The sequence below is a fragment of the Paraburkholderia sediminicola genome, from assembly GCF_046030555.1.
In the GTDB taxonomy this organism is placed as follows: Bacteria; Pseudomonadota; Gammaproteobacteria; order Burkholderiales; family Burkholderiaceae; genus Paraburkholderia; species Paraburkholderia sediminicola_E.
This window is the reverse complement of the sequence record NZ_JAQQCH010000012.1, coordinates 187,739-202,051: the sequence shown is the minus strand read 5'-3', so window position 1 is coordinate 202,051 and position 14,313 is coordinate 187,739. Positions and strand designations below refer to the sequence as shown.

Genomic DNA, 14,313 nt, shown 5'->3' with positions numbered 1-14,313 from the left:
GTTCTACGTTTGCGTGGGCTATCCCACCCCGCGTCGACACATTGCGCTCCTACAATGCTTTGACTCCCAAACGATAAGAGACCCGCTATGGCCTTCGAGGATTTCACGCCCTTTCGTGTCGCCGTGGGCGACGTCGATATTTTCGGAGTGAAGGGCGGGGCAGGGCCGCCCCTTCTGCTGTTGCACGGCCACCCACAGTCGCATCTGATCTGGCAGCGCTGCGCGGCGCAACTGGCAGAACACTTCACCGTCATCGCGACCGACTTGCGCGGCTACGGCGCCTCGGGCAAACCACCGAGCGACGCCAATCACACGCCGTATTCCAAACGCGCGATGGCGGCCGATCAGGTCGCTGTGATGCGCCACTTCGGCTTCGAACGTTTCCTGGTATGCGCACATGATCGCGGCGCCCGGGTCGCGCACCGGATGGCGCTCGATCATGCCGACGCCGTCGAGCGTCTGATGCTGCTCGACATCGCGCCGACGCTCGCGATGTACGAAGCCACCGACCGCGCCTTCGCCACGCATTACTTCCACTGGTTCTTCCTGATCCAGCCCGAACCGCTGCCGGAGACGCTAATCGGCGCGAACCCGGCCGCGTATGTCGATGCGGTGATGGGCAGCCGTCACGCGGGCCTGGCGCCGTTCGCGCCCGAAGCGCTTGAGGCCTATCGCAGCGCGCTGGCGCAACCCGGCGCCGTGCATGCGATGTGCGAGGACTACCGTGCGTCGGCGAGCATCGACCTCGAACACGACCGGGCCGACATCGAGCGCGGCCACAAGATCGGCTGTCCGCTGCGCGTGCTGTGGGGCGATAAGGGGGTGATCGAGAAGTGCTTCGACGCGCTGGCGGAATGGCGTCACGTGGCGCGGGACGTGAGCGGACGTTCATTGCCGTGCGGGCATTACATCCCCGAAGAGGCGTCCGGTGAGCTGGTCGCGGAAATGCTTTCGTTCTTCGAAGCGGTCGAACAGTAAGAAGCTTTGTTCCTATGCAATGCGGCCGCCGACTCGGCCATGCACGAAACGGCTGCTGTTTCGTTTACCGCTCGATGCGGCCGCAGTTTCGCTCGAACGCGAGGCGGCCACGACGCGGCCGCGTGTATCGCTCAGCCTAGCGGCGGCAAGCGGCGCGCGACCGGCGTCGACTTGACGATTGCGGTGCTAGTCTCCGCGCGCTCGGTGACCTTCGACAGAATCTCGTCGAGTTGCTCGATCGAATGCAGATACAGGCGGCAGATAAAGCAATCGTCGCCCGTCACCTTGTCGCATTCGACAAACTCCGGAATTCGCCGGATCACGTCTTCCACCAGATGCAACTGCCCCGGTAAAGGCTTCACGCGCACGATTGCCTGTAACGTGAAGCCGAGTGCGCGCGGATCGATCTGCACGGTGAAGCGCTCGATCACGCCTTGTGCTTCGAGCCTTCGGACGCGTTCCGCCGTGCTCGGTGCTGAAAGGCCAACCAGACGGGCCAGTTCGCTGACCGGCTGGCGGGCGTCCACCGCCAGCGCGGCGAGCAGCGCGCGGTCGGTTTCATCAAGTGTCGCGGGTGCGGCGGGAGCAAGGCGTTTGGTCATGATGGCCTTCGATTATTAGGTTCCTTTGCAGGAAGCCTTAAGTTTAACCATGTATTCGGGCGATTGGATTAATTACACTGCTTCTCATGCAGGAATCAATTCGAGGATCGAATCATGGCGTCAAATGAAATTCGCCGCGGCGCGGCAGAAATGACCATGGCCATGCTGATGTCCGGCACCATCGGCTGGCTGGTGGTGTCGTCGCAGCAGAGCCCCTTCAATGTGGTGTTCTTTCGCTGCATCTTCGGCGGCGCGACGCTGGCGCTTGTGTGCGCTGTGCTCGGCCTGTTCAGGCGCAAGCTCTTTTCCTGGAAGATGCTCGGCCTCGCGCTGATCGGCGGCGCGGCTATCGTCATCAATTGGGTGCTGCTGTTCGCGGCCTATTCACGCGCTTCGATTTCGATGGCAACCGCCGTCTACAACACGCAGCCTTTCATGCTCGTCGCGCTCGGTGCGCTAGTGTTTCGCGAGCGCGTCAGCGCGTCGACGGTGGCCTGGCTGGTGGTCGCGTTTATTGGCCTCGTGTTCGTGGTGAAGGTCGAGCCGGCGGTATTGGCGGTGCCGGGTCAGTATCTGGTCGGCGTCGCCTATGCCGTGGGCGCGGCGGCCATGTATGCGGTCTCGTCGATCATCACAAAGCGTCTGAAGGGCACGCCGCCGCATCTGATTGCGCTGATCCAGGTGTCGCTCGGCGTTGTGATGCTGGCGCCGTTCGTGCGCTTCGATGCGCTGCCGACTAGCGGCGTGCAGTGGCTCGAGTTGATCGTGCTCGGGATCGTCAATACCGGGCTCATGTACGTGCTGCTCTACGGTGCGATCCAGAAGCTGCCGACCTCGATGACCGGTGCGTTGTCGTTCATCTATCCGGTGGTAGCGATCATTGTCGACCGGGTCGCGTTCGGGCAGAAGCTGGCGTGGATTCAGGTGCTCGGCGCGGTGCTGATCCTGGTCGCGGCGGCCGGCGTCAATCTCGGCTGGCGGATCGTGCCTCAGAAACGCTTATCTTCGACCTGACGCGCGGGGTGCGGCGCCGATGGATCGGTCGCCAATAATATGGATTCCGGAGCAACCGCAGCACTGCTTTGTTCATATAGACGGACCAATGACGCCTAACTTGCGCGACTACGGGGCTTCGTAGCGTGGTCTGTATGGGGGTTGACAAGGCGGCGTCAAGCTTCTGTAGGGAAATCACTGATGCGGTCAAAAAACCGGCACGCGTATGATTCATATCGACGCTGATCACGTCCGACAGAATTTCCGCCGCTCGCCTTGATAGTCGAGCGGCTTTCTTTTTGTGGCGACTGTTTTAGTGTTTTCGTGTGTCGTACGCCGCTTACCGCCGGCCCCGAATACGTCACGCCGGGCGCGCGACGATGCGCTCGTCATCGATTTCCAATGGCCCGTTTCTCGCCGCCAGCTCCTCGACGATCGTGTGCACCAAGGTGGGCCATTCACCACGCGGCTTGAGCATTGCGGCGGCGGCGCGCATCACGGCGGCACCGTCGACCATCTGCAGCAAAGTGTCGAAGCGCATCGCGCGGACTTCGAGCAGCTTGAACACGATCAACACCTTCAACGCATTCTTCGCATTACGCGCCGGATCGGCGCGCAGCCACGCGACGCGCGAAAATGCCCGTTCAAGCGCCTGATCGACGTTCGTGAAGGGCGAGCCATGGCCGGGAATCACGAGCCGCACGTCGAGCTTCACAATGGCTTCGAGCACCGCCTGTTCTTCGGCGAAACCGCTTTCACCTTCCAGCTCGGGAAAAATCACGCCAAAGCCGTTTTCCCACAGCGCGTCCGCGCTGATCAGAATGCGCTCGTCCGGGCAATAGAGCATCAATGAATGCGGATCGTGGCCCGGTGCGCCGAGCACTTGCCAATCGAGCGCGCCGAGCCGTAGTTGCGCGCCGGGCGCGATCATCTCGGTGAAGGTGAAGCGCTCGCAATGCTGGCCGGTGGCGCGAAACGTCAGACGGGCTTCGTCCCAATCGCGCACCGCGTCGGCTTCGGAGGCGGGAATTGCGGTACGGCATGGCCACGTCGACTGCAATAGCGTGTTGCCGCCGCAGTGATCCGAATGCAGATGTGTGTTGACGATCAGATCGAGTGGCCGCGCGCCGAGCGTTTGCTTTACTAGCGCGACGGTTTGAGTCGCGTGCGTCGCGTAACCGGTATCGACGAGTGCGGCACACGTGTCGTCGACCAGCAGCACGTTATTCGACGACAGCCAGCCGCGTTCGAAGACCCGGATCGATTCCGGTAGCGTGATCATGGTGCGCTTGTGTCCGCGTTTGTGCTCATGCCCGTGTCCGCGCCTGGAGTCGCCGACGCTTCCGGTTTCGGCATCACCAGGATCGTCGACGTGCCGATCAACATGGTGTCGCCGCGCTGATTCACCACGGCTCCTTCGAGATGCGTCAGATCGCCGTTCAGACTCGGCTTCCAGTAAGCGTCGCGTACACGCCAGGTGATCGTCAGCGTATCGTTCGCGTGGACGGCTTTCTTCAGCTTGATATCGAACTCCAGTCCGAGCGGTTGCGCGTAGGTCGAAAAATGCGTCGCCAGCAGCGCCATGAAATACGCGGTGGGTTGCGTGCCGGACGCGATCAAACCGCCGAAGCGGCTTTGCGCCGCATAGGCATCGTCGTGATGCAGCGGGTTGAAGTCGTTGACGAGTGTGGCGAACGACTTCACCGATTCGGCCGATAGCGCCAGCGTTGAGCTGAAGGTCTCGCCGATCTTCACGATACGCGGCGCTGCGTTCATCGTTGCGCCTTCGGCGGGTTTGCCGCGTTGACCTGCTTCGCCATGAACTCCGCGTGGCGTTCCTCGATCGCGTCCCAGATCGCGCGCTTCGCGTCGTCGTCGAACGAAGACCAGCCGGCGATTTCGCCGATCGTGCGCAAGCAGCCCTCGCACCAACCGGTCGAAGCGTCCATCTTGCACACGCTGATACAGGGTGACGGCACGGCAGCCTCGTCGTCTTCGTTATCGATGCCCGCTGTCATGGCTTCACACCGTCTCGCGCAATGCCACGTCGATCACCGGCGCACCCGTCAGCGCAATCAATTCCTGCACCGTCAGATTGAACACCGCATGCGGATGACCCGCGGCAGCCCACAGGCTGTCGAGTGCCAGCAGATCGGCATCGATCAGCGTGACCGGTTCCGTGGCGTGGCCGATCGGGCATACACCGCCAATCGCATAACCGGTTTTCTCGCGCACGAATTTCGCGTCCGCACGGCCGATCTCGCCGACTTGCGCCGCGACCTTTTTCTCGTCGACGCGATTCGCACCGCTCGCGACCACCAGTACCGGTGCGTCGTCTTCGCGGCGGCGAAACAGGATCGACTTGGCGATCTGCGCAACCGAGCAGCCGAGACCGGCTGCGGCTTCCGCGGAGGTCTTGCCGGTTTCCGGCAGCATCACAATGCGCCCCGCGTGGCCGCGTTCACGCAACAACAGTGCGACGCGGCGCGCGGAGTCAGGCAACGCGGCGAGATTGTCGGAATCGGGGGAAGCGTGGTCCGTCATCGTTTTTCAGGTCCTCAAAGAGTGGCGAGATGAGTGGCGGCGATCAGACGCAGTTGGCTTGTTCGCTGCGCGCTTTGGAGAGCAGCGCCTTGCCGGCGCGCGAGACGTTAGGCCGGCCGATCGACGTCGAAATGAAATCGCCGATCGCGACGACTTGGGCGAGGTCGATGCCGGTTTCGATGCCGAGGCCGTTCATCAAATACAGCACGTCTTCGGTCGCGACATTGCCCGTTGCGCCCTTCGCGTACGGGCAGCCGCCGAGCCCTGCCACTGAAGCGTGATAGATCTCGATGCCTTCCTGCAACGCGGCGTAGATGTTCGCGAGTGCCTGACCGTAGGTGTCGTGAAAATGACCCGACAGACGTTCACGCGGGAATACCTGGGTGACCGCTTCGAACACTTCGCGTGTGCGCTTTGGCGTGCCGACGCCGATCGTATCCGCGATATCGATCTCGTCGCAGCCGAGGGCCGCGAAACGTTCGACCACATCGACCACCGACGCCACCGGCACTTCGCCTTGATACGGACAGCCGAGCGCGCACGACACGCTGCCGCGAATCCGCAGACCATGTTCCTTCGCCGCCTGCGCGACGGGCGCGAATCGATCGATGCTTTCCGCGATACTGCAATTGATGTTCTTCTGCGAGAACGCTTCGCTGGCGGCGCCGAAGATCACGATCTCGTCCGCGCGCGCGGCGAGCGCGCCTTCGAAACCTCGCAAATTCGGCGTCAGCACCGAGTAGATCGTGCCTGGGCGACGCTCGATGCCGGCCATGACGTCGGCGCCGTCGGCCATTTGCGGCACCCATTTCGGCGACACGAACGACGCTGCTTCCACGTTGCGAAAGCCCGCGGCGGACAAGCGGTTGATCAACTCGATCTTGATCGCGGTGGGGACGAATTTTTTCTCGTTCTGCAGTCCGTCACGCGGACCGACTTCGACGATTTTGACGTGCTGCGGCAAGGCCATGATGTGTCTCCAGTGTCGACCGGAGTTTGCGCTTTAGCGCATTACTCCGGTCCCATGCAACGCGGTCGACCGGAGTTTGCGCTTTAGTGCATTACTCCGGTCCCATGCAATGAGCCCGCGCGTGGCGGCGCTCCTTCAATTGCTCAGTTGGTTTCGGTACTCGTGTTCAAAACCCGTGCTCGAGAGGTGTGTTCAGTAGATGTGTTCAGTATCCACGTTCAATATCGACCACGCCGCTCACCGTCGCGCCGCGCATCAGCGCTGCCATTTTCCGTGCAACCTGCGCGACGCTTTCTTCGCGCAAGGTGAGCGCGGACACGTGTGGCGTAATTGTGATGCGCGGCTCCTGCCAGAACAGATGATCGGCCGGCAACGGTTCTTCGCGGAACACGTCCAGCGTCGCGGCGGCGAGCTGACCGCTTGCGAGCGCTTCAAGCAGATCCTGTTCGACCAGATGGCCGCCGCGTGCGACGTTGACCAGATACGCACCCTTTGCGAGTTTCGAAAAGGTGTGCCTGTTCAGTACGTCGCCCGTATCCGGCGTATGCGGCAGCAGATTCACCAGCACTTTCACGCCGTCGAGAAATGCATCGAACTGCGCTTCGCCTGCGAACGTCGTGATACCGTCGATTTGCCGCGCACTGCGGCTATACCCGCGCACCGGCATGCCGAATGCCGCGACCGCTTGTGCGACATGCGCACCGAGCACACCCAGCCCGAGCACGCCGACGGTGAAGGTCTCGCGCGGATGCGGTTCGAGCACCTCCCAGCGGTGCTCGCCTTGCAGCGTCTGATATTCATCGAAGCGGCGCAGGTAGCGCAGCACGGCATGCGTCACGTACTCGGCCATTTGCGGCGCCATGCCAGTGTCTTCGAGCCTGATCAACTGGGCGTTGCGCGGCAGTGTGCCGGGTTGCTCGTGTTCGAGCGCGAGGATTGCATCGACGCCCGCGCCGAGATTGAAGATCGCGCGCAGGTCGCCGCGGCCGGCCAGCATCTCACGCGGCGGCCGCCATACGACCGCGAAGTCGGCCGGTTCGGTGTCGCCCATTTGCCATTCGCGCAGATCGGCTTCCGGCAGCGCACGGGCGAAGTCGTGAAGCCACGCGGCGGCGTCGGCATGCGGCATGTAGAAGAGTATTTTCATACGGTCCGAAAGGCGCGTGCGTTGTCGAGTCTGATGGCGGGAAAGGCCCGAAAGTACGGCGGCGATGCCAGCGGCGCTGCAGACGACGCTTGCGGCATGAGGCCTCCTCCTTTTATGGATAGGCTTCATTCTACTTTTTCGACGCGAATCGCGTGCGTTTGCGCACGGGCGTGCGATTTTGGCCGCGCCTTCACCCCATAACCAAAGCACAAAAACTTGGTTCACCCTTGCGGCGCCTGGCGGGACAATCATTTTCCGGATTCCGGCAGCGAGGAACAGACATGCTTTCATGCACCAAATCGACATGGCCGCCGCGGCTCGTCACCGTTCCCGGCCTGCACGGCAGCGAGGGCGCGCATTGGCAAACATGGCTTGAGAGGCAATTCGCGCGCTCGCTACGTGTCGAGCAGGCCGACTGGGACGCCCCGGACGTCGCCGTCTGGGCGAAGTCGCTGCGCGATCTGATCGCGCGCGAACGTGGGCCGTTCGTGCTGGCTGCCCACAGCTTCGGCTGCCTCGCGACTGCGCATGCGTTGCAGCAGGCCTCGTTTGCGAACGATGTAGTCGGCGTGCTGTTTGTCGCGCCTGCGAGTCCGGAGAAATTCGCCTTCGCCGGACCGTTCGACGCGCGGCGCCTCGGCGTGCCGTCGATTCTGATCGGCAGCGAAACCGACCCATGGATGCCGCTCGCCGGTTCGCGGGATCTCGCACAGCGTTTTGGCAGCGCATTCGTCAATCTCGGCGACGCGGGACACATCAATACCGCGGCGGGATTCGGCCCGTGGCCGCGTGCCAAGTATTTCGTCGATACGCTGGTGCATTGCGCGGCGCCGCTGCGCTTTCGCGAGGAAGCCTACGAGGTCGCGCAGCACGCGTTCGTTTGAGCGGGGCTGAGTGGGTTTGAGTGCTCCGTCCGGCGTTTGCGTGTCGATTGCCGGAGAGGTGATTGCGTCACCCGATGCATCATTGAGCGCCCAATTGAGCGCGAGTGAACAAGTAAGCGATCCGTTAGAATCCCGCTTCACGCCGCACGTTTGTGCGGCCACAGATTTTTATCATCGATAGGCGGGGACAGGATGGCAGGCAAGACGGGGACATCGCGCTGGTTCGCAGCCGGCATGACGGCGATAACGCTCGCGCTCGGCGGCATCTCGACGGCGTACGCGGACACGTCGCTGCTCAACGTGTCGTACGACGTGACGCGCGAGTTGTATAAGGACATCAACGCCGGCTTCATCGCGGCATACAAGCAGAAGAGCGGTGAGACCGTGTCGATTCGCCAGTCGCATGGCGCATCGAGCGCGCAGGCGCTGTCGGTGCTGCAAGGACTGCAGGCTGACGTCGTGACGATGAACCAGCCGAACGACATCGACCTGCTCGCCGAAAAGGGCCAACTGGTGCCCGCCAACTGGCGCGCGCGTTTGCCGGACGACAGCGCCCCGTACACCACGACGATGGTGTTTCTCGTGCGCAAGGGCAATCCGAAGCACATCAAGGACTGGGACGACCTCGCCAAACCTGGCGTGCAAGTGGTGATCGCGAATCCGAAGACGTCGGGCAACGGCCGCTACGCGTATCTGGCGGCATGGGGTTATCGCAAGCAACACGGCGGCACCGATGCACAGGCGCTCGACTTCGAAAAGGCGATCTTCAAAAATGTGCCGGTGCTCGACACGGGCGGCCGCGGCGCGACGACGACCTTCACGCAACGCGGGATTGGCGACGTGCTGGTGACGTTCGAAAACGAAGTGTCGTTGATCGACACGGGTGTGGGCGCGGGCAATTTCGAAGCGGTGTATCCGTCGGTGAGCCTGCTGGCTGCGCCGCCGGTGTCGATCGTCGACAAGGTGGTCGACAAGCGCGGCACGCGCAAGGAAGCGCAGGCGTATCTCGACTATCTGTGGTCGCCGGCTGCGCAGGAAATCATTGCGGAGCATCATCTGCGGCCGCGCGACAAGAACGTGCTCGCGAAGCATGCGTCTGAATTCAAACCGATCAAGACCTTCACCGTTGAAGAGATGTTCGGAAGCTGGCAAAAAGCCCAGCAAACGCATTTCTCCGATGGCGGGACGTTCGATCAGATCATCGTGGATAAGAAGTAAAGCGCTGTCTCAGACGTAAAAAGGCCGCCTCGTTTCTGAACTGCACTCCAGATCGTTGGACGAATGTCCAACGTCGAGGGGGAGTTCTTTGCGAGGCGGCCTTTTTTATTGCGCATGCTCATCACGCGCCGGGTGCATGGGGTTCTTCAGTTCGGCGCAGCGTGCGCGTTCTGATCATGCGCGCAGCTATGCTCGCAACCGCTCTGATCCAGCGGCATCTGCTGCGCCGCTTCCGCGCGAATGCCGAGGCGTTCGAGCAGCTTGCGGTCCGCTTCGGCTTGCGGGTTGCTCGTGGTCAGCAACTGGTCGCCGTAGAAAATCGAGTTCGCGCCAGCCAGGAAACACAACGCCTGCAATGCTTCGTCCATCTGCTCGCGGCCGGCCGACAGACGCACCATCGCGCGCGGCATTGTGATGCGGGCAATCGCGATCGTGCGGACGAATTCGAACGGATCGATTGCTTCGGTGCCAGTCAGTGGCGTGCCTTCCACTTGCACCAGGTTGTTGATGGGCACCGATTCCGGATACGGCTCCATGTTCGCCAGTTGCGCGATCAGGCCGGCGCGCTCACGGCGCGATTCGCCCAAACCGACAATCCCGCCGCAGCATACGTTGATGCCGGCATCGCGCACGCGCTCCAGCGTGTCGAGACGGTCCTGATACGTGCGCGTCGAAATGATCTGGCCGTAGAACTCCGGCGACGTATCGAGGTTGTGGTTGTAGTAGTCGAGACCCGCTTCGCGCAGACCTTGCGCCTGATGCGTTTCGAGCATGCCGAGCGTCACGCAGGTTTCGAGGCCCATCGCTTTCACACCGCGGATCATGTCCTTGATCGGTTCGAGGTGGCGGTCCTTCGGATTGCGCCACGCCGCGCCCATGCAGAAGCGCGTCGCGCCATTTTCCTTGGCAACCTTGGCGGCAGCCAGGACTTCATCGACCGGCATCAGTTTGTCGGCTTGCAGGCCCGTATCGTGATGCACCGACTGCGGACAGTACGCGCAATCTTCTTCGCAACCGCCGGTCTTGATCGACAGCAACGTCGACAGTTGTACCGTGTTGGCGTCGAAATGTTCACGGTGAGTTTGCTGTGCGCGGAACATCAGGTCGTTGAACGGTAGTTCGTACAACGCGACGATGTCGGCGACGCGCCACTTGGCCACCGGCTTGGCACCTGTTGTGGCGTTGTTGGCGTTGTGGTTGGCGGCGGCCGTGTCGGCTGGCGTCGGAGCGATGTTCAGTTGCGTCATGTCGTCAATCCTCGTGGATGGATGTGATGGGTTTTCAGCGCTGCGCGTGACGCAGCGTCTGCAGGAGTCGGCTGATATCGAGTTGGTCCGCCGCGAGCTCGGGTGAAGCCGGGTTCAAGTGCGGCACGATACCGAGCAAGGGGGCGTCGTGTTCGCGCGCAAGATGCTCGCGAATCGAGGCGATGTTTTCATCGGGGAACGTCATGTCGGGATCGACGCGATTCGCCACCCAGCCGGCAAGCGTGAGGCCGCGCGCAGTGATCGCTTCAGCGGTGAGCAACGCATGGCTGATGCAACCGAGGCGCATGCCGACCACCAGTACGACCGGCAGTTTCAGCGCGACGGCGAGATCGGCGGTGTCTTGCGTTACGGTCAGCGGCACGCGAAAACCGCCGACGCCTTCGACTACGATCACGTCCGCTTTCTTCAGCGCTTGCGCATGGCAATCGACGATGTGATCGAGATCGAACGTGACGTTTTCCAGCGCGGCGGCAATATGTGGCGCGGCGGGTTCCTTCAACATATACGGCGTGCGAATCGCGGGCGGCAGCAGGACGCTTGACGCGGCGTCGAGTTGATCCGCGTCTTCGTTATGCAACACACCGTCGACTTCGAATGCGCCCGCGGCGATCGGCTTCATCGCGGCGGCTTGCAGGCCTTCGCGAACAAAACCGCGCAGAAACGCTGCGGATACGAGCGTCTTGCCGATTTCCGTATCGGTGCCGGTGACGAATAGCGACAGCGCGCGTTGACTCGAGCCGATCATGCGGCCTTCGCCCCGAGTTGTTGCAAGCCCGCTTCCAGCCGGTCCAGATCCGCCTGCGAATGCGCGGCGGAAAGCGAAATGCGCAGCCGCGACGTCCCTGCAGGAACGGTCGGCGGACGGATCGCCGGCACCCAGAGGCCCGCGCGATCGAGCGTGGCCGCGATATCGAGCGTGGCATCGTTCGCGCCGATGATCAGTGGTTGCACGGCGGTGTGCGAATCGACTGGCAGCCATGGCGTGGCTTTAAGCATTGCGCGCGTGCGGTTGATCAGGTGCTGGAGATGGGCGCGCCGCGCATCGCCTTCTTCGCCACCGATGATGCGCAGGCTCGCCGACACCGCATGCGCTGCAGCGGGAACCGAAGCGGTCGTGAAGATGTACGGGCGTGCGCGCTGCACGAGCCATTCGATCACGGTCTCATGAGCTGTCACAAAGGCGCCTGATACACCCGCCGCCTTGCCAAGCGTGCCGATCGAAATCAGATTCGGCGAGCGCAACGCGGCTTCCGCGATCGCGCCGCGGCCTTGCGGACCGAGCACGCCGAAACCGTGCGCATCGTCGACGATCAACCACGCGCCGTGCTGTTCCGCGAGTTCGAGCAGGCGTGGCAAAGGCGCGATATCGCCGTCCATGCTGAACACCGTATCGGAGACGATCACTTTGACGTCGGCATCCGACGCGTCGAGCATCGCGCTCAAGGCTTCTGTATCGCAGTGCGGATAGATCTGCACGTCGGCGCGAGACAGGCGCGCACCGTCGATCAGTGATGCGTGATTCAGCGCATCGGAAAAGAGTGTCGTGCCGCGGCCCGCGAGCGCGGTGAGCGTCGCGAGATTCGCCATGTAACCGGTGCTGAAGTAGAGCGCCCGCGCATTGTCGACGAAGCCACCGGCGAATTCGGCCAGATCGTCTTCCAGTTGCGCATGCGCGCGCGAGTGGCCACCGAGCAGATGCGAGCCGCCGCTGCCCGCGCCATAGCGCTGCGCGCCTTCCGCGATTGCCGCGATCAGCTGCGGATGGGCGGCGAGCCCGAGATAGTCGTTGCTGGCGAAGCCGATGATTGCACGGCCGTCGACCGTCATGTGCGCGGCGCACGGCGTGTCGGCGGTGCGCCGCCGGCGGCGCAGGCCGCGTTCATCGATTTCCTTGAGGCCTTGTGTGAGCGTGTCGAGCAATTGCATTAGCGGGTCTCCGCGAGCGTCGCTTCGAAGGTCTCGCGTGTGCGTAAGGCAAGCAGCGCGATTTCTTCGTCGTCGAGGATGTAGGGGGGCATCAGATACACCGTGGTCGAAATCGGCCGCAGCAGCAGTTCACGCTGCAACGCGTTTTCGAAGAAGCGCCGCGAGAATGTTTTGGCTTGCTGAGCGTCGTCGATGATTGCGTCGAACGCGAAGATCGTGCCGCACTGGCGCAGATTGCGCACGTGTTTGTGTTCGGCCAGCGGCGCGAGTGCCGCCTTCAGCTTCGCGGATTTCTGCGCGTTGACGGCGAGTACGCTGTCGCTTGCAAAGAGATCGAGCGTGGCGAGCGCCGCGCGGCAGGCGAGCGGATTGCCCGTGTACGAATGTGAGTGCAGGAAGCCGCGCGCGGTATCGTCGTGATAGAAGGCCTCGAAGATTTCATCGCGGGACAGCACGATCGACAGCGGCAGATACCCGCCGCTGATGCCTTTCGACAGACACAGGAAGTCCGGCCAGATGCCGGCTTGTTCGCATGCGAAGAAGGTGCCCGTGCGTCCGCAACCGACGGCGATTTCATCGGCGATCAGATGTACGCCGTACTGATCGCAGAGCGCACGCAAGCCGGCGATATACGACGCATCGTGCATTGCCATACCGGCAGCGCATTGCACCAGCGGCTCGACGATCAGCGCGGAGATTTTCGTGGCACGTGCTTCGAACAACGAGCGAACCTGATCGAGCGCGCGGCGTGCGACGTCGGCTGAGGTTTCGCCGGATTGCGCGAGGCGCGCATCGGGCGATGCAACGACGTGCGCGTGGCGGATTAGCGGATCGTAGGCGTCTTTGAAGAGCGCGACATCGGTGACGCCGAGCGCGCCGATGGTTTCGCCGTGATAGCTATTGGCGATGCAAACGAATTCCTGCTTGTCGGCGAAGCCGCGATTGCGCCACGAGTGGAAGCTCATCTTCAGCGCGATTTCGACCGCCGACGCGCCATCGGACGCGAAGAACGCGTGACCGAGCGTGTTGTTGGTGAGCGCGCGGAGCCGCTCCGCGAGTTCGATGGCCGGTTCATGCGTGCAACCGGCGAGCATGGCGTGTTCGAGCGTGTCGAGCTGATCTTTCAGTGCTGCATTGATGCGCGGGTTGGCGTGGCCGAACAGGTTGACCCACCAGGAGCTGATCGCGTCCAGATAGCGGTTGTTCGCGCGATCGTAGAGCCACGCGCCTTGACCGCGCGCGATCGGGATTAGCGGCAGGCGTTCGTGGTGCTTCATCTGGGTGCAGGGGTGCCAGACGGCACGCAGGCTGCGGGTGATCCAGTCTTCAGGGGGTGCTGAGTTTTCCAAAAGGTACTCCAGAGTGCTTTTTTGCTCGCTGCTCGGCTGGCTTTTTTGGGGCCGTTTCATTCGCGCGGCGGTTTTTCTTTACGCTGCGCGCGGCCTTGGGAAGGCGTGCGGGGTCGAGATTAGCGGTTTATTTCGCGCTGCGCACCAGGGGCGGGAGGTGGGTTTTTGCCTGCGGCGCTGGGGTTGGGTGCTGTTCGCTGCAGGTGGTTTCAGATTCGTTCTGAAGGTCGCTGATCGGCGGAGTTAACGACGGCAAAGTAGTTGGATGTTGTGGGTGGGAATTTGCCTCCGGCGGTGGGGTTTTGGTTGTTTGCCTGCGGCGTTGGCCTTTCCTTGTTTTGTTATTGGTTTATTAGCGTCGCCCCTGTGCGGGGCAGGCACTTACTTCTCTTTGCCGGCCGCAAAGAGAAGTAAGCAAGAGAAAGCGGCTCAAA

The 14,313-nt window shown here is 62.5% G+C and carries 15 protein-coding genes; 4 read left to right on the top strand and 11 right to left on the bottom strand.

Going from position 1 to position 14,313, the window contains the following annotated elements:
- Positions 1 to 87 precede the first annotated feature (87 nt).
- Positions 88 to 978, top strand: coding sequence for an alpha/beta fold hydrolase (locus tag PQQ52_RS19020; protein ID WP_408214369.1), 891 nt, complete (start codon positions 88 to 90; stop codon positions 976 to 978).
- A 131-nt stretch (positions 979 to 1,109) separates the two neighbouring features.
- On the opposite strand, the gene PQQ52_RS19015 is transcribed toward PQQ52_RS19020, so the two are convergent.
- On the bottom strand, positions 1,110 to 1,580 hold the full coding sequence (locus PQQ52_RS19015) for an Lrp/AsnC family transcriptional regulator (RefSeq protein ID WP_408214368.1): 471 nt from the start codon (positions 1,578 to 1,580) through the stop codon (positions 1,110 to 1,112).
- A 114-nt stretch (positions 1,581 to 1,694) separates the two neighbouring features.
- On the opposite strand from PQQ52_RS19015, the gene PQQ52_RS19010 reads away from it, so the two are divergent.
- Positions 1,695 to 2,594 (top strand): DMT family transporter, encoded by a 900-nt coding sequence (locus PQQ52_RS19010; RefSeq protein WP_408214365.1) that lies wholly within the window; start codon positions 1,695 to 1,697, stop codon positions 2,592 to 2,594.
- Between the two features lie 340 nt (positions 2,595 to 2,934).
- On the opposite strand, the gene PQQ52_RS19005 is transcribed toward PQQ52_RS19010, so the two are convergent.
- The 6 genes from PQQ52_RS19005 to PQQ52_RS18980 all read right to left on the bottom strand — a co-directional run bounded on the left by PQQ52_RS19005 (position 2,935) and on the right by PQQ52_RS18980 (position 7,234).
- Entirely contained in the window at positions 2,935 to 3,855 is a 921-nt protein-coding gene (locus PQQ52_RS19005) for an MBL fold metallo-hydrolase (protein WP_408214362.1), read from the bottom strand.
- Positions 3,852 to 4,349 (bottom strand): MaoC family dehydratase, encoded by a 498-nt coding sequence (locus PQQ52_RS19000; RefSeq protein ID WP_408214359.1) that lies wholly within the window; start codon positions 4,347 to 4,349, stop codon positions 3,852 to 3,854. Before PQQ52_RS19000 ends, PQQ52_RS19005 begins: the two co-directional genes overlap by 4 nt.
- Positions 4,346 to 4,591 carry a DUF1289 domain-containing protein gene (locus tag PQQ52_RS18995; protein WP_408214356.1) on the bottom strand — a complete coding sequence of 82 codons (246 nt, stop codon included), beginning with the start codon at positions 4,589 to 4,591 and terminating at the stop codon, positions 4,346 to 4,348. Before PQQ52_RS18995 ends, PQQ52_RS19000 begins: the two co-directional genes overlap by 4 nt.
- Before the next feature lie 4 nt (positions 4,592 to 4,595).
- Entirely contained in the window at positions 4,596 to 5,117 is a 522-nt protein-coding gene (locus tag PQQ52_RS18990) for a YbaK/EbsC family protein (RefSeq protein ID WP_408214353.1), read from the bottom strand.
- Positions 5,118 to 5,160: 43 nt separating this feature from the next.
- On the bottom strand, positions 5,161 to 6,087 hold the full coding sequence (locus tag PQQ52_RS18985; RefSeq protein WP_408214351.1) for a hydroxymethylglutaryl-CoA lyase: 927 nt from the start codon (positions 6,085 to 6,087) through the stop codon (positions 5,161 to 5,163).
- 205 nt (positions 6,088 to 6,292) lie between these two features.
- Positions 6,293 to 7,234, bottom strand: a complete 942-nt coding sequence (locus PQQ52_RS18980; protein WP_408214349.1) for a 2-hydroxyacid dehydrogenase — start codon at positions 7,232 to 7,234, stop codon at positions 6,293 to 6,295.
- 281 nt (positions 7,235 to 7,515) lie between these two features.
- On the opposite strand from PQQ52_RS18980, the gene PQQ52_RS18975 reads away from it, so the two are divergent.
- On the top strand, positions 7,516 to 8,118 hold the full coding sequence (locus tag PQQ52_RS18975; RefSeq protein WP_408214347.1) for an RBBP9/YdeN family alpha/beta hydrolase: 603 nt from the start codon (positions 7,516 to 7,518) through the stop codon (positions 8,116 to 8,118).
- A 192-nt stretch (positions 8,119 to 8,310) separates the two neighbouring features.
- On the top strand, positions 8,311 to 9,336 hold the full coding sequence (locus PQQ52_RS18970) for a sulfate ABC transporter substrate-binding protein (RefSeq protein WP_408214344.1): 1,026 nt from the start codon (positions 8,311 to 8,313) through the stop codon (positions 9,334 to 9,336).
- Positions 9,337 to 9,482: 146 nt separating this feature from the next.
- Here PQQ52_RS18970 and bioB read toward each other — a convergent pair whose 3' ends face one another.
- The 4 genes from bioB to bioA are packed head-to-tail and all read right to left on the bottom strand — an operon-like array spanning position 9,483 to position 13,879.
- Positions 9,483 to 10,583 (bottom strand): biotin synthase BioB, encoded by a 1,101-nt coding sequence (gene bioB / locus PQQ52_RS18965; protein WP_408214342.1) that lies wholly within the window; start codon positions 10,581 to 10,583, stop codon positions 9,483 to 9,485.
- A 34-nt stretch (positions 10,584 to 10,617) separates the two neighbouring features.
- The gene (bioD, locus tag PQQ52_RS18960) at positions 10,618 to 11,349 is read right to left on the bottom strand and encodes a dethiobiotin synthase (protein ID WP_408214339.1); all 732 of its coding nucleotides are present in this window, start codon (positions 11,347 to 11,349) and stop codon (positions 10,618 to 10,620) included.
- Positions 11,346 to 12,530 (bottom strand): 8-amino-7-oxononanoate synthase, encoded by a 1,185-nt coding sequence (gene bioF, locus PQQ52_RS18955; RefSeq protein ID WP_408214336.1) that lies wholly within the window; start codon positions 12,528 to 12,530, stop codon positions 11,346 to 11,348. The genes bioD and bioF overlap by 4 nt, the downstream gene beginning before the upstream one ends.
- Complete coding sequence (gene bioA / locus PQQ52_RS18950) at positions 12,530 to 13,879, bottom strand: adenosylmethionine--8-amino-7-oxononanoate transaminase (protein ID WP_408214334.1); 1,350 nt, start codon at positions 13,877 to 13,879, stop codon at positions 12,530 to 12,532. The genes bioF and bioA overlap by 1 nt, the downstream gene beginning before the upstream one ends.
- Positions 13,880 to 14,313 lie beyond the last annotated feature (434 nt).